General features: G+C 51.4%; 22 protein-coding genes and 1 pseudogene. 5 read left to right on the top strand and 18 right to left on the bottom strand.

The window, feature by feature from the left end; genetic code table 11:
- Positions 1–17: 17 nt before the first annotated feature.
- Positions 18–152 (bottom strand): helix-turn-helix domain-containing protein, encoded by a 135-nt coding sequence (locus NR121_RS25410; RefSeq protein WP_256846972.1) that lies wholly within the window; start codon positions 150–152, stop codon positions 18–20.
- Between the two features lie 13 nt (positions 153–165).
- Positions 166–378 carry a helix-turn-helix transcriptional regulator gene (locus NR121_RS22620; RefSeq protein WP_054819834.1) on the bottom strand — a complete coding sequence of 71 codons (213 nt, stop codon included), beginning with the start codon at positions 376–378 and terminating at the stop codon, positions 166–168.
- 360 nt (positions 379–738) lie between these two features.
- On the opposite strand from NR121_RS22620, the gene NR121_RS22615 reads away from it, so the two are divergent.
- Entirely contained in the window at positions 739–1665 is a 927-nt protein-coding gene (locus tag NR121_RS22615; protein ID WP_256831971.1) for a DMT family transporter, read from the top strand.
- On the top strand, positions 1665–2579 hold the full coding sequence (locus NR121_RS22610; RefSeq protein WP_054819833.1) for a DMT family transporter: 915 nt from the start codon (positions 1665–1667) through the stop codon (positions 2577–2579). The genes NR121_RS22615 and NR121_RS22610 overlap by 1 nt, the downstream gene beginning before the upstream one ends.
- Before the next feature lie 54 nt (positions 2580–2633).
- Here the strand turns inward: NR121_RS22610 and NR121_RS22605 are convergent, their stop codons facing one another.
- The 13 genes from NR121_RS22605 to NR121_RS22545 form a co-directional block, all read right to left on the bottom strand.
- Entirely contained in the window at positions 2634–3116 is a 483-nt protein-coding gene (locus NR121_RS22605) for a C40 family peptidase (RefSeq protein WP_062408370.1), read from the bottom strand.
- Between the two features lie 166 nt (positions 3117–3282).
- Positions 3283–4644 carry a sensor histidine kinase gene (locus tag NR121_RS22600; protein WP_256831970.1) on the bottom strand — a complete coding sequence of 454 codons (1362 nt, stop codon included), beginning with the start codon at positions 4642–4644 and terminating at the stop codon, positions 3283–3285.
- A complete protein-coding gene (locus tag NR121_RS22595; RefSeq protein ID WP_256831972.1) occupies positions 4641–5330 on the bottom strand; it encodes a response regulator transcription factor in 690 nt (229 codons plus the stop codon). The genes NR121_RS22600 and NR121_RS22595 overlap by 4 nt, the downstream gene beginning before the upstream one ends.
- A 100-nt stretch (positions 5331–5430) precedes the next feature.
- On the bottom strand, positions 5431–5979 hold the full coding sequence (locus NR121_RS22590) for a hypothetical protein (protein WP_254611206.1): 549 nt from the start codon (positions 5977–5979) through the stop codon (positions 5431–5433).
- The gene (locus tag NR121_RS22585) at positions 5979–6275 is read right to left on the bottom strand and encodes a hypothetical protein (RefSeq protein WP_054819830.1); all 297 of its coding nucleotides are present in this window, start codon (positions 6273–6275) and stop codon (positions 5979–5981) included. The genes NR121_RS22590 and NR121_RS22585 overlap by 1 nt, the downstream gene beginning before the upstream one ends.
- A gap of 76 nt (positions 6276–6351) precedes the next feature.
- Positions 6352–8655 (bottom strand): thiamine pyrophosphate-dependent enzyme, encoded by a 2304-nt coding sequence (locus NR121_RS22580; RefSeq protein ID WP_062408373.1) that lies wholly within the window; start codon positions 8653–8655, stop codon positions 6352–6354.
- A 34-nt stretch (positions 8656–8689) separates the two neighbouring features.
- Positions 8690–9694, bottom strand: a complete 1005-nt coding sequence (locus NR121_RS22575) for a 2-oxoacid:acceptor oxidoreductase family protein (protein WP_062408374.1) — start codon at positions 9692–9694, stop codon at positions 8690–8692.
- Between the two features lie 395 nt (positions 9695–10089).
- The gene (gene uraH, locus NR121_RS22570) at positions 10090–10458 is read right to left on the bottom strand and encodes a hydroxyisourate hydrolase (protein ID WP_174349939.1); all 369 of its coding nucleotides are present in this window, start codon (positions 10456–10458) and stop codon (positions 10090–10092) included.
- Positions 10455–11990: a factor-independent urate hydroxylase gene (gene pucL / locus NR121_RS22565; RefSeq protein WP_256831969.1), complete on the bottom strand. Its 1536-nt coding sequence runs from the start codon at positions 11988–11990 to the stop codon at positions 10455–10457. The genes uraH and pucL overlap by 4 nt, the downstream gene beginning before the upstream one ends.
- 92 nt (positions 11991–12082) lie before the next feature.
- Entirely contained in the window at positions 12083–13132 is a 1050-nt protein-coding gene (locus NR121_RS22560; protein ID WP_256831968.1) for an ABC transporter substrate-binding protein, read from the bottom strand.
- A gap of 27 nt (positions 13133–13159) precedes the next feature.
- Positions 13160–14506 carry an amidohydrolase family protein gene (locus NR121_RS22555; protein ID WP_054820019.1) on the bottom strand — a complete coding sequence of 449 codons (1347 nt, stop codon included), beginning with the start codon at positions 14504–14506 and terminating at the stop codon, positions 13160–13162.
- Between the two features lie 49 nt (positions 14507–14555).
- Positions 14556–15884, bottom strand: a complete 1329-nt coding sequence (locus NR121_RS22550) for an FAD-binding oxidoreductase (protein ID WP_137671097.1) — start codon at positions 15882–15884, stop codon at positions 14556–14558.
- Between the two features lie 372 nt (positions 15885–16256).
- Positions 16257–17207 (bottom strand): helix-turn-helix transcriptional regulator, encoded by a 951-nt coding sequence (locus tag NR121_RS22545; protein ID WP_054820020.1) that lies wholly within the window; start codon positions 17205–17207, stop codon positions 16257–16259.
- Between the two features lie 164 nt (positions 17208–17371).
- Here NR121_RS22545 and modA point away from each other — a divergent pair, with 164 nt between their 5' ends.
- From modA to NR121_RS22530, 3 genes and pseudogenes are all read left to right on the top strand, one after another.
- The gene (modA, locus tag NR121_RS22540) at positions 17372–18223 is read left to right on the top strand and encodes a molybdate ABC transporter substrate-binding protein (protein WP_074729273.1); all 852 of its coding nucleotides are present in this window, start codon (positions 17372–17374) and stop codon (positions 18221–18223) included.
- Between the two features lie 11 nt (positions 18224–18234).
- Positions 18235–18903, top strand: coding sequence for a molybdate ABC transporter permease subunit (modB, locus tag NR121_RS22535; RefSeq protein ID WP_373864992.1), 669 nt, complete (start codon positions 18235–18237; stop codon positions 18901–18903).
- Between the two features lie 133 nt (positions 18904–19036).
- Positions 19037–19255: pseudogene (locus NR121_RS22530) on the top strand (alcohol dehydrogenase catalytic domain-containing protein); the annotation flags it as partial.
- A gap of 112 nt (positions 19256–19367) precedes the next feature.
- Here the strand turns inward: NR121_RS22530 and NR121_RS22525 are convergent.
- The 3 genes from NR121_RS22525 to NR121_RS22515 are packed head-to-tail and all read right to left on the bottom strand — an operon-like array spanning position 19368 to position 23106.
- Entirely contained in the window at positions 19368–19880 is a 513-nt protein-coding gene (locus NR121_RS22525; RefSeq protein ID WP_054820022.1) for a (2Fe-2S)-binding protein, read from the bottom strand.
- Positions 19881–19885: 5 nt separating this feature from the next.
- Positions 19886–22174, bottom strand: a complete 2289-nt coding sequence (gene pucD, locus NR121_RS22520) for a xanthine dehydrogenase subunit D (RefSeq protein ID WP_256831966.1) — start codon at positions 22172–22174, stop codon at positions 19886–19888.
- 26 nt (positions 22175–22200) lie between these two features.
- Positions 22201–23106 carry an FAD binding domain-containing protein gene (locus tag NR121_RS22515; RefSeq protein WP_054820023.1) on the bottom strand — a complete coding sequence of 302 codons (906 nt, stop codon included), beginning with the start codon at positions 23104–23106 and terminating at the stop codon, positions 22201–22203.
- Positions 23107–23142 lie beyond the last annotated feature (36 nt).

Here is a 23142-nt window from a genome sequence, read left to right as displayed (position 1 = left end):
GAGTTCGGAAGCAGCTTCTATTCATGATTACGGATGTAATTCTGAGGCGACGTACCTACAATCGATTTAAAAACACGGATAAAATGCGATTGATCGTAATAGCCTAATTCCGAGGACAGTTCAAGCCAATCCGGAGGGTCGCCTTGTTCCATCCGCTCCGCAGCATCATGCAGCCGATAGCGCCGGGCTTACCCCCACATACCGATCAAATAATCGTTGGAGCGTTCGTTTATGCAGACCGGTTTGCCGCACCGCATCTTCCACTTTGATCAGGGTTCGGTCCTCCCGAATCGCGCTCACAATGTCATTGACCAGCCCAACGTTCGGATCCGGCTCAGGCAGCCGCTCGAATATAAACGATTCCACGAGATTTACCATTCACTGCGCATCATTACGCTCAAGGATTTCCTCTTCTAACGGTTTGCTGTTTAGGCCAAATACATTCTGAAAGCCGACGGAGCTATGAAGACACCAAATCACATTGGCCCATGATATTGAGCAATATTAAGACATACGCTGAAACGGGCAAGACAATTGACTTTGGATTTTAATATTTAATGTTATTCATCTTCTAATGCCGCCTGATTATGGTGGCATTTTTCGTTTTTGCTTAAATTTAGGATCGATCTTTTCATATTTATAGAAGGAAGTGCTAGTGAGAATGAGCTGAATGGTGATATAATAGAAAAACGTTTTTCTGAAAAAGGATCGTCGTCTGAGAAAGGAGCTGAACTTCGAATGGTGAAAACCTTGTGGAAATCGCCATACATACTGCTTATCATCGCGACTTGCTTTTGGGGCGGTAATTTTGTTGTAGGCAAAACGCTCGTAACCGAGGTTCCTCCTTTTTTGCTGGCGCTAATGCGGTGGATCTTGGCCCTGCTCGTGATCCTCCCGTTCTGGGGGGCGGAATGCTGGAGATACCGCAAGCAGATTATGCAAAAATGGCGGATGACGCTGTTCCTTTCGCTCACAGGTATTGCCGGGTTCAATACATTAACCTATATTGCCGTACAATACACAGGCTCCATTAATGCATCGCTGATGAATGCGGCGACGCCTATGATGATCGTCGTCATTTCGTTGTTCATGCTGAAGGAACGAATTAACTGGAGCGTGCTTCCCGCGATTCTGCTCTCCCTGTTCGGCGTAATCTGGATCATTTCGCGCGGCAGTTGGTCGGCGATCGCAGGCCTCTCTTTTAACCGCGGCGATTTGTGGATGCTGGCTGCCATAGGTTGTTGGGCGCTCTACTCCGTAGGCATGAAAAAGTTTGCAGGCGAGCTGCCTGTGCATGCTTTGTTCGTGGCCACGCTGGTGATGGCATTGATCGTCCTTGTTCCTAGCTCGGTTGCAGAATGGATGATCCGCGGTTCCGAGATCGAGTGGACGGCCGGGCTTGTCTCCGGCGTGGTATTTATCGGTATTTTTCCTTCCCTGTTATCCTTTACGGCATGGAATGCGGCGATCGCCATGTTTGGTCCGTCGCGCTGCTCCGGCTTTTTGAACCTGATTCCGCTGTTCAGTGCGATCTTTGCTACGTTTTTCGCCGGAGAATCGATTCGTGCGTACCATCTGATCGGAGCCGTATTGATTATTACCGGTGTGTACTTTATGAACCGTCGGTTAAAACCGTCGTCTAAACGAATGGAGATTACAGCCTGATGAATGCCAAACCGAATGTACCTATGGCTTTACCGCTGCTGCTGCTCATCGGTATCGTGGCTATTTCTTTTTCGTCTATATTCGTGCGGTGGTCGAACGCGCCGGTATCCGTCACCGCTATGTACCGGCTCGTCCTAACTACTCTGCTCATGCTTCCTTTCTTATGGAAATATCGTGAAGAGATTCGCCGAATCTCGATTCGGGATTGGTTGGGGTTGGCTTTATCGGGGCTTGCGCTTGGGCTGCACTTTTTATTGTGGATGGGCTCGCTTAAGCTGACAACGGTAGCAAGCTCCACGGCCATTCTCGCCCTGGAGCCGGTTTTCGTCCTGATCGGAGCCTGCCTCTTTTTGAAGCAGCGGACCAACACGTTTGCAGTGATCAGCATGCTGATCGCAATCACCGGAGCCATCCTGATCGGCTACGGTGATTGGGGACTCACCGGGCCGGCGCTGCTTGGAGATCTGCTTTCACTTCTCGGCACCATCGCCGTCGCCATACATATGCTTATGGGCAAAAGCCTGTTGAACCGGGTTCCCGCTTTTCTCTACAGCTTCTTCGTGTTTGCCTTTGCTGCAGCGGTTCTTGCCGTCTACAATCTGGGACTTGGATTTAGCTTTACGGACTACGATGCGAAGGAATGGGGAATTTTCCTGCTGATGGCTGTCGTCCCCACCTTGTTCGGCCATTATCTGTTTAATTGGCTGCTCAAGTTTATGCGTCCGGAATCCGTATCGATGAGCGTACTCGGCGAGCCGCTCGGAGCTACCGTTCTTGCTTATCTGCTGCTGGGCGAAACTGTCACCTGGCTGCAGGCGGCCGCGGGAGTCCTGCTGCTGTTGGGCGTTTGGCTGTTTCTTCTTTCGAATGAAAAGCAGAACTCCCCTGAATTGCTTCATTCTCAAGTCAATTAAACAAATGAAAGCCTCCTTTGTCCGCAGACAAAAGGAGGTTTCAGTCGTTTCCGATTAAGAAACGCGACGCGCGGTCGTGTAATTTTTCTTCCACCAACCACTATTCAGATCGGAGATCGTCACTCCGGGCTTGCCATATGTGTGTATAAATTTACCATTGCCAATGTAAATTCCGACGTGGTGGATCGGTTTATAGAAGAAGACGAGATCGCCTGGCTTCAACTGGCTTTTCGGCACATACTTGCCGACCTTGGATTGGGCTTTGGAAGTACGCGGGAGCGTAATTCCATGCTTTGCAAACACGGTCTTCACAAAGGAAGAGCAGTCAAAAGTTCGGGTTTGGCCCATCTTTGCACCAAACTCGTAAGGCGTACCCAGATATTTTTGGCTTGTGGAAATAATGCTCTGTGCTTTCGATGCGGATACAGCTTCAACGGTATTTACAGGTCCAGCCAATATACCGGTCGTAAGCAGCGCAGCGCTTAAGCTGACTGACATCATAAGACGTCCCCAGCGTTTTCCCATCAGGTTGTTCATCTGTAACGTCCTCCTTGAGTAAGTTGTGGCTGCTTGGCCATAACCTACTATAGCACAGATGAAAACCAGGGATATTTTCCCAAAGTTAGGCGATTCCTTGCTATGACTGGCTTTAGGCTTGATTATTAGAATTCAATGAGAATTCTCTCATGGTCTGCTCAGATTATTACGCTTCCTTTTCCTTCTTTAGCAGAGTTATGGTAACGGTCATCCCCTTCCCTTCGTCGCTGTCCAGCCGGATCGTACCCTGGTTCTGTTCTACGATCCGTTTGGCGATCGCAAGTCCGAGGCCCGATCCTCCCGTGCCCCGTCCTCGCGCTTTATCCACTCGGTAAAAACGCTCGAACAGCTGACCAAGCTCCCGCCGCGGAACCCCGATCCCCTCGTCCTTCACTTGCAATATAACCGTATTGGCTTCTTCTTTACACACGATCGTTACAGGCTTTTTACTGTATTTAATCGCATTATCCAGAAGAATAATCAGCAGCTGCTTGATTTTTTCCTCGTCTGCCATACAATAAAGCTCCTTGGAGGCGGATTCCACCCTAATCTCCCGCTTGAACGCAAGGCTCAGCTGTTCGGCTGTCGCATCAATCAAAGGCTTCAAATTGATATTGCGCAGCCGGATCTCGGGTTGACGTTCGATCTCCGCCATATGCAGCAGAGAGTCGATCAGACCTTTCAGACGGACGGTTTCCGAATGAATGGCGTCCAACGCTTCTTGACGAAGGGTCGGATCTTCTCCTCCCCACCGCCGAAGCAAAGACGTATAGCTTTCAATGACGGTCAGCGGCGTTCTCAGTTCATGGGAGGCATCGGAAACGAATTGTTTTTGCTTCAGGTCGTTTTCCTGCAGACTAAGGATCATTTGGTTGAAGGTTTTGCCCAGTCTTCCAAGCTCGTCATTTTTTGTTGTAAATTGTGAGCTTAGTTGAATGAACTGGCCCTTACTGCGGACGGTGTTCATCGTCTCGAGCAGCTTCCGGATCGGCCGTATGATGACCCGGGTGTAAAATACCCCTCCTACCAATGAAAACAGGAGGACGCTAACCGTGGTCACCATGAGCCCGGTAGCCAAGATTTCCATAAAATCTCCCAAGACGTCGAGCGCCTTTCCCAATTCCAGCAGCCCGATTTGAACGCCATTCTCTATAATAGGTACTTGTATGAACAACAACTGGTCAAGGCCGTTTTCAACGGTAAAATGGTAATCAGTCCGATAAACCGGCGGATGGGTTGCCAGCTGTTCGTTGGAAACGCTTTGGGCAGCGATGGCACCGGTTGGAGTGATAATCCGAATAAGTGAATCGGGGTCTTGAAACTCTTTGAGAAGATGTGGATTCGACCAATTTTCCGGAATTTTTATTTCAGGATTGCGGAGAATGATTTGCGCCTTGTTCCAAAGAAGCTCCACCTCGGCATCTGTGATTTTCTTCAGAATATAAAAATAAATAAAGTAATTAAAAAACAGCACGATCAGCAGTATCCAGGCTCCGGTCATCAAAATCAATCTTGTGCGGAGACTCATGGCTCAGGCACCGTCAATTCGTATCCGATGCCTCGCGCTGTTCGAATCAGCTTAGGCTGGTAGCCTTTATCGATTTTTTGGCGCAGATAGCGGATATATACGTCTACAATGTTCGTATCCCCGACAAAATCATATCCCCAGACATCGGACAAGATTTGCTCCCGGCTGACTACATATCCTTTGTGCTCGATCAAATATTGAAGAAGATCAAATTCCTTGGGGGTAAGCTCAATGGCGTTGCCGCCACGCGTGACCTTACGCGCCGCCAGGTCCACCTGCAAATCATCGACTTCCAGCACATTGCCCGAAGGCTTGGGATGACTTGTCATCTGAATGAGATTGCGGATTCGGGCAAGCAGTTCTTCGATGGCGAACGGTTTGGTGACATAATCATTCGCGCCTTGTTCAAAACCGCTGACAACATCCGGTGTGGCGTCTCTGGCCGTCAACAAAATAACGGGAACGCTCTGATCCGCCTGACGGATCCGTCGCAGCACCTCCAGCCCGTTCCACTCGGGAAGCATCACATCCAGCAGGATGAGGCTCCAGGAGTCTTCCAAAGCCAGTTTTACTCCTTCCTTGCCATCAAATGCGGTACCGACCCGGTATCCCTCATGCTCCAACTCCAGTCTCAATACCCGCGATATATGCTCATCATCTTCAATAATAAGAATGGAATCGGCCATACGTTCTCCATTGTTCTCGTCGTTTGGTTTCATCATGTCCAAGCAGTTCATTCTTTATTCCGCTCCGGCAAAAAAAGAGCAATGATCCGCCTCTTAGCGGTCATTGCTCTTTTCCTGCGGATTCGGCCCGTTCACTGCCGAAAGCCATGATGACATGCTGAATTTTTTGCAGGCGAATATATTCGTTATTTTTCAAATCCGTTCGAAAATAAGCAAACATATAAGCGCCTTCCAGGAACGACAGGCCGGGATAACAGATTAAATCCGAGTTGGTATAGGGATTATCGAGAATAATCTGCCATTCTCCATCCCGTTGATCTGCCGGGACGGTTTCAAGAACCGTTTGCTTATAGGTGACGATAAGCTCATATTCATCCCAAATCTGCGCCCAAGCGGGACTGAATAGCTGCGGCTGCGGAAAAAGCTTCTTGGCCAATGTTACCAGACGGCGCATGTTCGCCATGTCGTTATCCTCGCAACGCTTCAACCGTTCGCGAAATCCATCGATAAACAGCCGAAATGACGTAAATCCGCCCTTTCGAATGGTGTCCTGAAAGGTGTTCAGTTCAGTCTCCGTAGCTGCGGCTTCAAATAAATCAAAAAGATTCGTATTCATCAGTTTTTTATTCCCCGTTCTTTGCGTCATCATTAGGCATCCCATGCGGAATGGACGGTCATATTCCCTTGCGGATCTAAACAAAGCCTGCGGGAAGGATCATTTTTCAGCTTTACATTAAAAAGCTTTAACCGGCCTTCGTTAACAGGCAGAAGCTGCCACAAGTCAAGATCGTCACGGCCGATCATGGATAAGAAATCATCCTTTTCCCGTTCTGCCGCGCTCTCGTCATCCCAATGCTTGGCGCCGTAATAATCCAGATCATAGTTGTTTTTTTGAATGCAGGCTGCAATCTCGCCGGATTGGGTATGCCGAAGGACATATAGCAACGGACATCCCTCCATATTTATGGGATAAAAAGAAAAGCGCAAGCTCAATGAAGAGTTTGCGCCCTGAGCATGTGCCTTACAAGTAAGGATTTTCGTGCTTCGCCTTCAGACGGCTCCAGCGGCGTTCCACTTCGTTCTCGAACGATTGAAGCGCTTCGGCGTATTCAGGCTTGGTCAGGTGCTTCGTTTTGCCCATATTTTTGAGCCACTCGCCAACCGGAATCCGCTTGTTTTTCTCTTCCGGGTTGTACGTAATCGTTGTCACTCCGTTCTCTACTTCGTAGAGAGGGAAGAAACAGGAATTCACGGCCTGATCGATCAGCGTTTGACCGATTTGTTCCTCAGACAGCCAGTTGAGCGGACAGGTGATCAGGATTTTGCCGTACACCAATCCTTCATTCTGTGCATAATATTGCGCCTTAGCCGCTTTCTTCAGCAGATCCTGCGGATTGGCTTCCGAACCGGTAAATACATAAGGAATATTGGTCGCCGCCATAATTTGCGGAGTATCCTTATGGTGGAACAGCTTGCCTCCTTGATGCTTGCCGACATTGGACGTAGACGTCCGATGTCCCAGTGGTGTCGAGTAGGACAGCTGAGCTCCCGTATTCATGTATCCTTCATTATCGTATTCAAGAATGATCATTTTATGATTGCGCAGCGCGGCGCCGATCGCAGGTCCCATCCCGATATCCATACCGCCGTCCCCGGTGATCATAACGAATGTGAAATCGTCCGGAAGGTTCAAATACTCCAGCTCGCCGCGGCGTTTACGCTCCCAGAACATTTCCACCACGCCGGACAGCGTTGCCGCACCGCTCTGGAACAGGTTGTGGATATACGTCGCTTTGTGGGAGGAATAAGGATATCCTGTCGTAACAACCATCGCGCAGCCCGTATGGAACAAGGCTACGATATCGCCTTCAATCCCTTTGAAAAACAGTTCGAGACCGGAGAAAATACCGCATCCCGGACAGGCCCCATGGCCGGGAGCAAGACGCTTGGGCTTTTTCGTCAGCTGACGGATCGGAGGCACTTTGACTTTGAGCTGTCCCGTTTCTTCGTCTTTGTTGACGGTAATCAGGCCCGTTTTGAGATCCTCATACTTCATCGGCTCAAGAACACGTCTGGGCTTGTTGTTAGGATCGCCGGGCGTATGTCCGTAATAATCGAACGGCACGTCGACACGGCCCTTCTTCACCGCCTCGATGGCGAGCTCGAAGAACGCATGGCCGTCTTCGGCATAGAAATCTTTGCCGCCGAGTCCGTATATACGGCTGATGACCATCGTATCGCGGTTGCCGTGCGTGAAAAGCGCCGCCCTGATCTCCAGCGACATATTGCCGCCGTAAGCTCCGTAGGAATCGGCGCGGTCGCCGACCGTCACGGCTTTGACGTTTTTAAGCGCCTCTGCTATTTGCTTCTGCGGGAACGGGCGAATCATGTTCGGTGCAATCGACCCCGCTTTGATGCCTTGGGCGCGCAGCTGGTCGACAACGTCTTTAATAATTTCCGACGACGAGTTCATCAGGAACACGGCCACTTCCGCGTCTTCCATCCGGTAAAGGTCGAGGATCGGGTAATCGCGGCCCGTCAAGATTCTGTATTCTTTTCGGATACGGTCGAATACCTCTCCTGCTCTGTACATCGCCTCGGATTGCTGGTAACAGTTATTGATGTAGTCCGGCTCGTTCATGTAAGGCCCGACGGTAATCGGATTATTCCGGTCAAGCACGTGCGGGAACTGCTTCGGCTGCTCCCCGATAAAGGCATGAACATCGCTCTTATGTGCGAAGGTTTGTACGCGGCGCTTCTGGTGAGAAGTAAAGTAACCGTCAGAGGCTACGATAACCGGAAGACGGACATCCGGATCTTCCGCCAGCTTGATTGCCATGATATTCATATCGTAAACGGCTTGCGGATCGCGGCACATCAGGATCGGCCAGCCGGTATTCAGCGCGTAGTACAAATCGGAATGGTCGCCGTGTATGTTCAAGGGTCCCGATACGGAACGGCAAACCAGATTCATCACCATCGGAAAACGCGTTCCGGATTGAACCGGCATCTGCTCCAGCATGTATAGATAGCCGTTAGCGCTGGTTGCATTGAATACGCGTCCGCCTGCGGTGGAGGCCCCGTAACAAATCCCTGCGGACCCATGCTCTCCGTCTGCCGGAATGAGTTTGATGTCATGCTGGCCGTTAGCCTTCATCAAGTCAAGGAATTGCGCTACTTCGGTGGACGGGGAAATGGGAAAGTACCCCATCACATGATAGTTGATCTGGTGAGCGGCATAAGCGGCCATTTCGTTACCGGACTCATATACCATCCGCTGCTCTACCGTTCCTTGGCTGACCTCTTTATTGATTTCAATTGCCATATGCTTTCACCTCTCCCTGTTTATCGTAAGCTTGTCAGTTCGCCAAGACGAAACGATGCGGAACGCGATGCGCTTCAGCGTAGCCATCCGTCTCGCGATTCGCCGAGAGCGCTTCCGTCGGACAGGCAACAACGCACTTCAGACAGCCTTTGCAGTATTGGTAATCAATGCCTTGAAGGAACATTTGCGGACGGCCCTTCTTGTCGGGCAGTTCGTCCCAGACGAAGCAAAAGTCGGGACAGGCGGTATCGCAGGCCGCACAGTGAATGCATTTGTCCTCGTCAAAATGAGGCATCATTCCGTTCCGGGAAATACTCAGATCCTTCAAAATACTGTTGCCGGGATTGGTGACCATTCCGCCGATCGATTGCGTGGCATAGCCCAGCACCGGGATATCCCAACGCGTAGGCTTCGGCATTTCCGTCCCTTCCGGCAATGCGAAGGTTTGAAACTGCACCTCGTCGTAGCCGCGCTGGAATGTTCTAAGAGCCGGCTCCACCGCGCCAGGGTATTTTTTCTCTAGGGATTTGCGAATAATCCCCTTCATATGCTCGAAATCAAGGAATTCGCAGAGCCGGAACAAGCCGCCCAGCATCGCCATGTTAACGCGGTTTTTCTCCTCCAGCGCAATGCCGGTGGCATCGACCACGGCAACCGTACCGCCGATCAGCTTCATTTTCTCCTTCAATGCTTCGGGAGTCTTGGAGGAATTGACCAAAACCACGCTGTCTTGATAAATGCCGCTGACCACATTCACGGTTTTGGATAAATTTTCATGAAACACACCTACTACGTGCGGACGTTCAACCGGCGTGGTGTCGCGAATGTTCGTCTCCATATCGCAAAAACGAATATGCGCTTTAACTGGCGATCCTTTTTTCTCGGAACCGTAAGAAGAAAAACTGACGCCGTTAAAACCGCTTCCAACAACGCCTGCTTCTGCCAGCATCTTGCCCGCCAGATTCGCACCCAGACCGCCGATGGATTCGAGCCGAATTTCAAAGAAGCCGAGTTCGTTCGTTTTCGGTAGAACCCTCATGAGTTCAACTCCCCTCGTAAAATTGAAAAGGTTTACAATTCCTACGAAAACAGTATATCAGTTTCTATTCTTCTCGCATAGAGTTTCCGGCAATTTTGTAAGCGTTTTTTGAAGAAAATCTAACATGAACACCAACAAAATTTCCATATATTACAATTATGAACCGCCGGTTTTATTGGTTACAGAGCAATTCGTCCCATTTTTTATGAAAATGAGCTGAAAATGAGGTTTTATATGAAACTATCTGTTATGAAACAGCATAACTCTGTTATAAAACATTACAAAGATGGTCATTCTTATGCGATCGGGACCTATGCCAAAACGTAATAACGCCCAACCGTTCGCAGCTTTGGTCGGGCGTTTATTTTTAAACTTTTCTTCAGGCTTATCATTCATCAACTGCCGCGATACGTGCTGTATCCGCCTGGCGCGACCAGCAGCGGCACGTGATAATGCTTATCGGGATCTTGAACACCGAAGCGGATCGGCACCTCGCCCAGAAACGGCTCGCCGGCATCGAATGCCGCAGTGCCCAGGTCAACGAAATAATCCCCCACGGCAAAAACAAGCTCATACTTTCCTGCGGTCAACTCTTCGCCTTCAAGCAGCGGTGCGTCCGGGCGGCCGTCGGTATTGGTCATGATCTTACGTATCCGCTCTTTGGTTCCGTTTGCTGTTATCCGCCATAGCTCCAGCTTCATGCCCCCGGCCGGACGTCCGGAAGAAATATCCAGCACATGCGTCGTCAAGCATCCGCCCTTCACGCTGTAACTCCCTTCTGTTCGCCCGCTGCCGTCCCGACGTGCGCCTCTGTCAAATCGGCTTGTGTCATCGTGAAGCCCTGGAAGCCGTAAGGCGGCCTCGGTTCCGTGTATACGCGTCCTTCCGAGCCGGAGATTTCTTCGACGACCGTTTCCCACGTGCGGTTGTTTGATTCGAAGCGAACCTCCGACAGCTGTGGAAACCGGGACAAGATCCGAAGTCCGATATGATAAATTAGATGCTGGATCGACGGACTGTTTTGTTCGTGGAAAACGGTATGCGCAATATCGCGAATTTGCTCTGAAGCGACATAGCTTTCTTCTCCCGGCGAGATGACATCCTCAACCTTCCCGTACTTCCACCCGATGTTGAGCCAAATGAACAGAGGCCGGTCATGCGATTCCGGCAAGGTCGTATATTCATCCCGGACAAAACCGGCAAACGAACTCCCTTTCACTTTAATCAACTGAAGGTCGGAGACACCGCACTGATGGCCGGTCACCACAATCCCTTCACCCGAGCGTTCTACGGTCAAAGCCGCCGAGGAATGATCGTTGTGCGAACGCCGGTACACCAATCCGCTTTCAATAAGATCTCCTTGAGGCCCCGGCACGGGCAGCGTCTCGAAGGGAATCCGATCCGCACGGATTCGAATGGTAGTCATCTGGGGATATTTCGATAAAAAGATACGGCTAATATGCAGCAGGAAGCCTTCAACCGTACAGCCATCGTAATCTGCCGCATGGCGGAGGATCAGATTTTTCATCGAATCGGTGGCAACGACGAGTGAATTATCCCCTTCCGTGAATGAAGGCAGAAACGCATCGCCTTGCACCGCAATGTTCACATTGAGCGCAAAGATGACGTTATCGCTGCCGATAAAACCGGACTCCGGAATCCGCCTGATCGCCTGGAGCGGTTTGGCAAAGGTACGGTAAACCAGCACCTCTCCTTTCCCGTAATACATGGTGCGTCCGGTTTCGTTCGGTTTTATCATCATATTCGCATTCCCCTTTCCGGAACATGAGACGGTATCCTCTTCGATCCGATCGTTTAAGCGAAAGAGGGCGATTTTGCTTACCTCTCTCCATGCGATTTCGTATTCTTCTTGTGTCGTGCCCTTGAGACGGGCTTGCATAGCTGCCAGGATCGAATGCTTGTTATGTCCTCGAACGGCCATAATAAAAGGAAATCCGAACTTGCCTACATATGCTTCGTTGCATGAGGAAAACTCCGCATACTCAGCTTCTGTCAAGCCGGTTAACCCTGCCCCTTGCTGCTCCTTCACTGACGTTTCGCTCATACTCAGCTTACCCGCCAAATCCGGGTGAGCCCGCAGCAGCGCAAGTCGTTCCTTCGGACTGGCGGAACGTACAGCCTCCAGCATCGCATCGTGCAGGTGCTTCACGCTGGAGAACGGACGTGCGGCATAGACTGTCTCCGCTATCCACGGGGAGTGCTCAAACACCCATCCGATCGTCTCGACGAACGCGTGTTTCTCCATGCTGTTCAGTGCGTTCAGCCTAATTTTCATGTCACCGACACCTGCTTCCACTGTCGAATCTCAACTGCTCCATTACGGCCTTCCGAATTTCCTTCTTTTAGATGAAAAGGTACATGCACGACTTACTTTTTAGGCAAAAATTCGGTAGTAAAGACTTTGCTAACATCGAACGGCGACTTCAGAAGCCCCAGATCGGCCAACTGCTTGTTCAGCGTTTCCCAACGTTCCATGGACATGTAGCCTACACCGTGAGTGGCGGCATCTCCTTCAAAGACGAGAGGCTGCAGCGCCGTCGCGCTGTATTCCAATTTTTCCAGCGGAGTGTCCGGATTTTTCTCCTGGATGAACGGGTTGATTTCCGTATAATGGTCTTTGTAGTAATTCCACCCTTTCACCGTCGCTTCGACGAAGGCCTTCACCGCCTCGGGGTTTTCTTTCATAAAGCTTTCGGTGGTATACATGATGTTGCCGTAAGGCGCATAGCCGAAGTCCGCGTTCAGCAGCACTTCCACTTCAACCCCCTCCTGCTTCATTGCAAAAGGCTCGGAGGTCACATATACCTGTGTGGCGGATTCTTTATCGTTCACAAAGTTGGCCAATTGCCCCGTATATTTCAACTCCTGAACTTTATCGAGATGGAACGCCTTTTTCATGTATTCCCAATAAGCGACGCCGCTGCCGACATAAACTTTGCGGCCGTTCAGCTGCTCCATGCTTTTGATGTTCCGATCTTTGTGCACCATGATCCCCTGGGGATTTTTCTGGAAGGTTCCCAGAATCGCGACCAGAGGGAGGCCATTTTCTCTTGCAAACAGCACTTCATCGGCCTGCCCCATGCCGAACTGCGCTTTCCCGGAAGCGACAATCTGCGTTGCCGAGATGCCCGGACCTCCGGATTGGATCGTCATGTCCAAACCTGCCTCTTTATAGAAGCCTTTGATTAGGGCCGTGTAATTGCCGCCGTGCTCCGATTGGGCAAACCAGTTCGTCACCTGGGTAACGGCAACCGGCTGCTTTTCTGCATCGGACGGGGCTCCTGGTTTCGGATCGGCCGAAGCCGGCTGCGTTTCCGATTGGGCGCCGCAGCCGCTAAGTACGGCACCGGCAATAAGCAAACCGGCGAATACGGCAGTAACCGGGCGTTTGGACCATGATAAATTCCATTTTTTCATATATATACCCCCCATCATTCATATCGTTTACCCTTGAATTAATGAAGCCAATCGATCGAGTACATTCGATCCCCAAGTCTCTGTTTGCGCTGAAGCATACACCCATCTTCCGCCCCGGTAAACGGCGCGTCCGGAAGGCTGTTCCGTCAGCAGCTCATGAGCGGACCGCGCATCCAGAACAACAAAATCGGCGGAGGCTCCGGCGAAGATCCCGTATGCTCCAAGCCCCAGAATGGAAGCGGGGGTTTCGGTAACCATCCGCAAAAGCGCAAGCTGATCCGCAGGGCTGCCCAGATGTGCGGCATAGCCGGTGATCAAGGCGATTTGCAGTAAATCCCCCTTGCCGAAAGGATGGAACGGATCCTGGATGTTGTCGGAGGCCGCCGCCAACGCAATACCGGCATTCAGCAGCTCCTTCACCCGCGTCGTTCCCCGGCGGATTAATCCTTGATCTCCGCGTCCCTGCAGGTACAGGTTGACTGCCGGAAGCGTAACGGCGCCAAGCCTCGCATCTGCCATCCGCTCAATCAACTGCCCGGCACGTGCCTGATCTATCGCGGACAGGGAGCATAAATGGCCTACCGTTACCCGCCCTTGATAACCGTACTCTATCGTTTTCTCCGCAATATAAGCGATCGTTTGAATAGTCGGGTCATCGCTTTCATCCGCATGAAGATCGACGGGTTTTCCGTATTTTGCAGCCAGCGCAAAGATAAGATCCATATCCTCCTCCGGTGTCATCGAGAGGTGCGGCGCTCCGCCGACCCCGTCCATGCCCAGCTTTAACGCTTCTTCGATCATTTCCATTTCCTCTTTGGTCAGCTTGTCGTAAGGACACATCGGGACAAATTGCATCTGCAGCACACCCTGCAGCTCCTCTTTGACTTCAAGCGCGGCATGCACAGCTCGAAAAGCGGTCTCCCGTCCTGCCTTGACAGGAAAATCCAGATGACTGCGAAGCGCTGTAGTGCCGAAAGAAAGAGCCCGCAAAGCCGCTTTACGGATGCGGTTCTTAAGCTCTTCTTTGGTAAAGCTCTGAACGGCGGCCCTGTAATTCGTTATCGCCTCGTGAAGCGTTCCGGAACGATTGCCTACTTTGGCGAGGGAATAGGCCTTATCCAGATGCATATGGGCATCCACCATGCCCGGAATCAGCACCCTGCCCTGCAAATCCAGCGCACAGTCCGATCCGGCGTTAAACGGTTTCGAGAACCATTCATCCATAGGCAGGAAAGGGTCCGCGCAAGGAATCGTTCCCTGCTGCTGCAAAGCAATCGAAGTCCAGCTTCCGTCCGAAGCTTTCAATTCATACAGGCCGTTTTCATCCAGCAACGGAAGCCGTGCGTTAATCAAATGAAGTTCGGATGAATTCATTCGCCGCTCCTCTCTGTTCCCTTATTTTCGATGATCTCCTCCTTTCCGCTTACGGTTCATAAACAATTTTTCCGGGATTCAGCAATCCCAGGGGGTCGTTCTCGCGTTTTTTCCGCTGCATGGCTCCCACTTCACCGCGTCCCCCGCTGTCGAGCACCCAAGTATGGGGATCAAAAATGTTCACGCCGTTGGCCTCAAAAAAACGGATGATTTCATATAATCTCTCTTCGCTTTTAAATCTGATAAGGGGAAGCGATGCCAGGCTTAACCGGCCTCCGTTCTTCACCCATTCAAAATGCAGCAGCACCTCGTCGCCGAATTCATCTTTTATCAGCCGGATTTGCTCCAAATAACGGTCGGCTGCAAAGCCGGCCTGAAGATAAGTGATCGCCGGATCCATCTTCAGCGCCCAAAGCGTCGTATGATTCCAAGTAAAATCGGAAAGACCGATTGTCTTGCGGTACTGCTCCGCTTCGATGATATGCCCGACGCGCCCGCCCATGCTTTGGGCCAGCCCGGAAACAGCCGTCAGCGTGCCGTTGGCGATTTCCAGAAACACGGCCGCCGCCCCGGGTTCCAATACTTTTTTGAGCGGTACAAAATACGCGGGAATCGGCCACTCCATCGGGCTGATTAAACGTTTGGGAATCGCTTCTTCTTTGGCAAGCGCTTCGCCGAACTGCACCGCCGACGCTATATCGTTAAAATGAATAACGGTCTGCATCCACTCCGTTTTCGGGGCCGATGCGATGGTAAGCTCCGTGACGATCCCCGTCGTTCCATAGTTGTGAATGTATGGATACAGGTCCTGTCCTTGGACAACCAACCGTCTTGGAACTTCTTCCATTGTATAAACGCCCGCCTCCAGTACGTTGCCGTCCCACAGGTTGCCCCATGTGATCGAGCCGATGCCGCCGGAACCGCCGCAGACAAATCCGCCGACCGTCGCCTTCATGAAGGTGCTTGGATAGATGCGCAGTTCCTGTCCCCTCTCCCTCAGATGCTTCTCCAGCGAGCCGAGTCGTACACCGCATTGTACGCGGACGTATCCGTCGCCAACTTCCAGGATTTCATCCAGCTGACTCATATCCATCACAATACCGCCTTCCAGAGGAACCGCCTGGCCGTAATTGCCAGTGCCCGCCCCTCGAACTGTAACCGGTATGCGGTGCCGGTAGGCAAAGGACAATACCGCCGATACCTCGCGCTCATCCTTCGGGATGACGATGCCGTCGGCGATTTTTTCCTTCAACTGACGTTCGAGCACCGGCGAATACCAATAATAGTCCTTGGACAAACGTTCTTTGGACTCCGTATCGAGCAACAGACGCGCTTCCCCAAGCAAACCGATCATTTCTTTCTCCCATTCGACAGCCATGCTCTGATTCGCTCCTCTCGGCTTCAATGTTTTCATGCGCCTGATACGACCCGTACCCGTTCACTGATTTCATTCGTCGTGCGGTACCATCAGCGTGGCTTTACCGATATCTCTTTCTCGCTCAGCACCTCCATTTGTTGTTATTGTATTAGATGGGTTATGGATGGTAAATAGAATATGAGTGTTTTTGTAATAACACATAACATTATAGTGCAGTTTTGTGCGTCATACCATAATCATATGTTATATATAATTACATATATATGCCATATTTAGAGGTCAAAAGACTTAGTTTCAATAAAATAAGCCGGATTTTCCTTATTGCGGAAAACCCGGCTTCCATTGATTGGTTCATTATATCAGCTTATTCGCTTATGTTTCGAGCAGGATTCGACCCGTCAAAGACAAGTCGTACCCGTGAATGGTGCGCAGTTCATTCTGAAATGCATCGGACTGCAAAATGTAAATGAAGGATTCGATCCATTCCCGATTCTCAGGCTTTTTCATCATAACGAGATCGTACCGTTCTTGAATTAAGGGGATAAACTGGACATTGCCGACAATGGAAGCGGCTTTTTCGATTCCTATGCCGACATCCGCCTCCCCGGAAGCCACTTTTCCGGCTACCCCTAAATGATTGGATTCCTCTTTATGATACCCGTTGAGCCGGTCCGGCGGAATGCCGTGAAGACGAAGCTGTTCGTCAAGCAGAACACGTGCTCCCGAACCCTTTTCACGATTGATGAGCCGTAAGCCCGGCCGCTTTAGATCGCTCCAACTGCCGAGATTGTGCGGATTGCCCTGCTGGACATAAAATCCGGCCCATCGCGAAAGCAAATTCACCACCAGATAGGACGAGCCGACGAGCAATTTACGGATATAGGGGAGATTATACTCTCCCGTATCGCCATCCAACAGATGCGTACTGACGATGTCCGATTCGCCCCGGTACATGGAAATCAGGCTGTCGAGGCTTCCGACATAGGCACGCAATGGCCGTACGCCGGGGATATTCCTCTCTATATGCTTGGCCAGAATATCCAGGCTGATGTCCTGCCCGGTGATAACGACAGCGCGCGTTCCGTTATGGGAAGCCGATAGCGCGGGTCTTGCAGAAACTTCAGCCAGTGCCGGCTTTTCGGCGGCCTTGATGCTTTTGCTTCTTTGCTTATACGCTTCGAGGTCGGCCGCATCCACCCGCATCTGCTTGCCAACCCGGTAAGAGGGCAGCTCCCCTTTTTTTATCAGATCGTATACCGTGAGTTTGGATATCTTCAATAGCTTAGCGATTTCCTCGGTCGTGTAGGATTGTTCGTTAGACATCCTAATCCTCCCTGCTCATTGTCATTGCCGCTCATTCGTCCGACTTTATTTTATCACATCCGGACATAAAAAGATTCTTATACAGGTTTACAATGTAAAAACTCTATATACAATATAATTATTTATGTTATATTATATCTAATTATAATTTAGGAGGCGAAATAATGTTTGGAAATGTTAAAAGAAATATGATCTTATTATTTATCTCTGTAATAATGTTTGCGTTTGCAGGCTGCGGAACGGAGCAAAAACCGGCCGCTAACGCCGGTGACAGTGCACAGGCCCCGAATTCGAACCAAACCGGTCAGCAGTCTGTGGAAACTGTGGAATTGACCGTTTCTGCGGCAGCAAGCCTGACCGATGCGCTCAAGGAAATCCAGAAGGCTTACGAAACCAAGAATACAAATATCAAATTGAACTTTAACTTCGGCGCATCCGGGGCTTTACAACAGCAGATTGAGCAAGGGGCTCCGGCAGATTTGTTCCTTTCCGCTGCGCCCAAGAACATGCAGGCGCTCGTTGACAAACAGCTGATCGATACGAATAAACAAAAGAATTTGTTGAACAACGAACTGGTCGTCGTCACTCCGGCAGATGGGAAAACGGAGGTTAAAAGTATAGCGGATTTAGCGAAAGCGGAAGTAAAACATGTGGCGATCGGCATTCCGGAAAGCGTCCCGGCCGGAAACTATGCCAAAGAAGCGCTTACTAACGCCAAACTGTGGGATACGCTGCAGTCCAAAACCGTACAAGGAAAAGACGTGCGACAAGTGCTTCAATATGTGGAAACCGGGAACGCCGAAGCCGGATTTGTATATAAAACGGACGCTTTGACTTCAAAGCAGGTCACCATCGCTTTTGCCGTCGATCCGACTACCTACACTCCCGTCGAGTATCCGATAGGAATTGTCAAAGCGACGAAGTATAGTAAAGAAGCTGAAGATTTATTTACATACCTGCAATCGAAAGAAGCGCTGGATGTATTCGTCAAATACGGATTTTCCATACCGAAGTGATCGTGATGGGCATGAGTTGGAGTTGGAACGAATATTGGTCCCCGATAGGATTATCACTGCAAGTGGCCATGCTATCCAGTATAGTGGTTGCTGTATTAGGTGTGGGTGCTGCCTGGTGGATGTCCCGGCGATCGTTTAAAGGAAAGACGCTTCTCGAAACGGCATTTATGCTGCCGCTTGTCCTTCCGCCAACCGTAGTCGGTTTTTTGCTCTTGGTTATGCTTGGCCGAAAAAGCTGGATCGGACGTTTCTTCGAATGGTTGTTCGATGCGCCGGTCGTCTTTTCCTGGTGGGCAGCCGTGGTCGCTTCGATCGTGGTAGCTTTTCCGCTCGTCTATCAAACGATGAAGACAGGCTATGCTTCCGTCGACCGGGATTTGGAGGATGCGGGGCGTTCCATCGGAGCAAGCGAATGGCAAGTGTTCAGGTACATCACACTTCCATTAACCTTTCGTTCATTAGTCACCGCCTATATCCTCGGCTTCGCGCGGGGCCTCGGCGAATTCGGGGCAACCTTGATGATTGCCGGGAATATTCCCGGCAAAACCCAAACCATCCCTACTGCGATTTATGTTGCGGTCGATGCGGGCAATACGGCGATGGCGTGGGCCTGGACAGGTGCTATTATTCTCATTTCCTTTATTATGCTGCTGTTTACCGGTCGCATTTCAAAAAAATGATCATCGCGATGTTAAATATTTCATTCCAAATACGCTGAAATCATTTCCTTTCAAACATCCTGTGATATATTTCAATTGCAAGAAAACGTTGCCATTTGAAATCATGGAGGATGGTGTCTATGTTAGCGAATGAGCGGGAATTTGTCACACCGACCTGATTGTTCGAGATCAGTATTATCCTGTTCCGCTTCCCGCCGTATTAGGCCATGAGGGCTCGGATATTGTGGAAAGCGTAGGCAATGGCGTATCCAGCGTACAGCCGGGAGATCACGTTGTATTATCTTTTGCTTCCTGCGGGGCTTGCACCAGTTGTCGCACGGGCAGGCCCTATGCATGCGAAACCTTCTATGAATAGCCAAAAATCAACAGGGCTGCCTTCCAAGGCAGCTCCGTCCATTACGCCATACGCCATAATGTCTGACCCAAAGGACAAACCGTAACATTTCTTCGCACTATGCCCATGCTTATACTTCACGGTCCACATTCCTCGCACCTTGCCTGTTAAGTTCGGACAGCTTTTCTACCGCCCGAATGATCGGTCCATAGCCGGTACAACGACATAAATTGCCCGACAGGGATTCTTCAATTTCCGAACGATTCGGGCAAGGATTCGCTTTTAAGAGCCCCTTGACGGACATCAGCATACCCGAGGTGCAGTAGCCGCATTGAAAAGCGCCTTCCTCCAGAAACGCCTGCTGCACCGGATCGCGTTCCGGTCCTTGCAGCCCTTCAATAGTCACCAGCTCTCTGCCTGCGCATTGATAGGCCATCAACAAACAGCTGTTGACCGGTTTACCGTCCAAAAGCACCATACAAGCTCCGCATCGTCCGATTCCGCAGGCCATTTTCGTCCCCGTCAGGCGCAGTTCATCCCGGAGAATGTCGAGCAATTTTCTCGTGGGAGGCATATGCTCCAGGACGACAGGCTTCCCGTTGATCGTGCAGCTCCATGCTCCGGCATTGGCATCTACAATCATCCGCTTCACGCTCCATTCAAGAAATCGGCGTTTCCAATGAGCTGCTCCGGAGAGATCGGCAGCTTCTCCACCCACACACCGACGGCCTGCCGAACGGCAGAAATAATCGCCGGGGCCAGAGCCACCGTTCCTATTTCTCCTATTCCCCGAGGTCCATAGGGATCGTCTTCCGGAAGCTCTTCAATGGCATCCAGGCCAAAGCGCCCGGGCATATCGTATACGGTCGGAATCAAGTACGTATCCAAATTCCGGGTGATATAATGTCCCGATGACATAACCGCATCCTCCATTAGCGTAAATCCAATGGCCATGCTGCTCCCGCCCTCAATCTGTCCCGCATAGCCCATGGGATTCACAACCGGTCCCGCTGCAACCGCATGATACTGATCGACGATCCGGACACGGCCTGTCAGCGTATTAACCTCCACTTCGACAGCGGCACCGGCGTAAGTGTAAAGGAAATGGCCGCCCATGACGGCGTCAGGCGTTGTCGGAAAATGAATTTGACTTAATGTCTCGATCGGTTTCGCTGCCTTTTCGGCCAACTCCCTGTAAGTTATGACGGGCGAATGGCGGTCCGACTCGCTTCCAAGCGCCTGCCTTCTCCATATGCCTCCTGGTCCTGTTTCCAGCTCTGAGGGATGAATGTCCAATATGGCCGATGCCTCCGACAGCAGCTTGCCGATAAAGACCGGCTTCATTTTTTGCAGAGCCAGCCACATCATCGTGGTTGTGCGGGATGCAGTGCTGGAACCGCTGTGCGGCACACGACCCGTATCTCCGATAACAAGCGACAAATCCTCCGCAAGACAGCCGAAATGTTCCGTCAGCATGATCTCCAGCGTTCCCAGCAGCCCCTGCCCGAATTCCTCGTAGCCGAAGGCGGCCTCGATTTTCCCTTCCGAATTCAACGATAGCCTGCCTCCTCCGAAATCCGGCAAACCAAAACCGAGCCCCGATCCATGCATGGCGATGGCTGCGCCTACTCCCCGTCGAATCCAGGGCACCCGATCATCCTTCGCGTTTGCTTTTCTTCTGCGCCAAACGTCGCTTTGTTCGACCGAGGCCCATACTTGGCCGGCTCCTTCAGTCGCTACGATCTTCTGTTCCATCGGACCAGGATCGTCCGCCTTGCGGAGATTGATCCGGCGCAGCTCCCAAGGGTCCATCCCCAGCTTTTCGGCAAGCCGGTCCATCTGACCCTCCAGCGCATAAATCACCTGATTTCCACCGAAGCCCCGAAATTCTCCGGATATCCCGTTGTTCGTATAAACGGACACCCCTTCCACGTCAACGTTGGGAATACGGTAAGGTCCCATGGTATGCTCGGTGGCGAAATTCAGTACGGCCGGTCCTAGAGTCGCATAGGCGCCGGTGTCCGCGATCATTCGCACCTGATGAGCTGCCAACCGGCCTTCGCCGTCCACGCCGGTGCGCATGGTAATCTTCATCGGATGACGCTTCAACCCTGCACGAACGGACTCGAAGCGCTCCTGATGAATCTTGACAGGCCGGCCGCTCTTTAATGCGAGCAGCGCTCCGAACGGCTGAATGTTAAGCTCATCCTTCCCGCCAAATGATCCTCCGATCGGACTGGAAACGACCCGAATCCCGGATTCCGGCATCGCCAAAATTCTCGACAGCTGCATCCGGTCCTTATAACCGTGCTGCGTCGGTGCGTACACCGTCAATCTTCCGTCCTCCTCAGGAACGAATAATCCGCCTTCCGTTTCCATGTACGTATGCATTTGTCTCGGCGTGTAATAAGTATGTTCCACCACATGCGCACAGCGGGCGAATGCGTCCGATACTTCACCGCGCCGATATGAGGTTCGGTGCAGAACGTTGCCTGACGGATGAAGCTTCGGAGCATCCGGACGCAGTGCGGCTTCAGGATTATCCAGCACCGGTAAAGGTTCATAACCCACTTCGATCATCCGCAGCGCCTGCTCCGCAATCTCGAGGCTGTCGGCTGCTACGGCAGCCAAAGCATCCCCTATATATCGGACCCGATCCTCACAAAGCACAGGCTGATCAGGGATGGCTATTCCAAAACGGTTCATGCCGGGAACGTCTCTGTACGTAATAACCGCATGAACGCCTGGAAGCCGTTCGGCTTCCTCCGTTCGAATGAAAAGCACCCGGGCATGAGCGTGCCGGCTTCGCAATATTTTGCCGTAAAGCATCCCCGGCCTATGCATATCCGTCAAATATATGCATTTTCCCGTCACCTTATCCGCTCCGTCCGGCCGGATCTTCCAGCGTGTTCCCGCATTTGGTTTGTTCAACAGCACGTCATTCCCTCCCCGGCAATTCGGATTTAACGTTTGGCCGTCATCTGCTTCCACAGCTCCGACACGATCAGATTGGCTGCGGCTGTCCGCCGGTATTCCGCAGCAGCGAACGGATCGGCGAAGCCGCTCCATTCCGATTTCACTAAATCATGCGCTTGTTTCAGAAGCGATTCCGTGAGAGGCCGTCCTGTCAGCAGCGCTTCCGTGTACGGCAGACGACAGGCCGTAGAAGAGCCTCCTCCTGCAGCTAACTTTAATTCAGACAAGCTTCCGTCTTGTTGCAAAATCCCCGTGCCGGCAACCGTAACAAGAGAAGGAGCAAAGGCCTCCCGCCGCGCAGCTTTATGATAAAATTCCATGACGCCAGTATCGCTTCCCTTAACCGGCACGGGCTGCAGGACAATCTCCGCCAAGATGCGTTTGTCCTCTCCGGCCTTACCTTTCCGCCGTCCGGCCAACCAGGCTTCCAGCCGTTCCGCTACAATTCCCTTGCCGTTAAACCAACTCAGGATGGCGTCGTTAACTAATAACGCAGGAATGGCATCACCGATACCGGAAGCCACGTTGCCTCCCAGCGTTCCTATATTCCGCACGGAAGGTGCAGCAATCAACCTGCACGCTTCAGCGAGCAGCCGGGATTCCGCTTGTTTTCCGCACGCTGCCAACCGAACCAAACTGCCAATTCTGAGCTTGACTCCATCTCCTCTATTCTCCAGTACGCGCAAGCCTTGCAGTTCGGATATGCCCTCCAAGCTGATCAAATGCATGGGCATCTCGGTCTGTCCGGACTCCCACTGTGTCCTTAACAGCGATCCGCCGGATACGAAAGTGCTTTCCGTCTGCAGATTTTGGCGCAATTCCCATGCTTCTTTCAAACCGGAGGGCTGCCAAACCCTCGGTTCGGAAGGATGGATGCGGTTGCCGATCGCCATGGCCAATCCCTCCCGATGTTCAGATCGAGTACGTGG

Origin of the sequence: Paenibacillus sp. Pae15 (assembly GCF_024519685.1) — a bacterium.
Taxonomy (GTDB): domain Bacteria; phylum Bacillota; class Bacilli; order Paenibacillales; family NBRC-103111; genus Paenibacillus_G; species Paenibacillus_G naphthalenovorans.
Note: the sequence above shows the minus strand (reverse complement) of the source record. Positions and strands in the feature narration are given on the sequence as shown.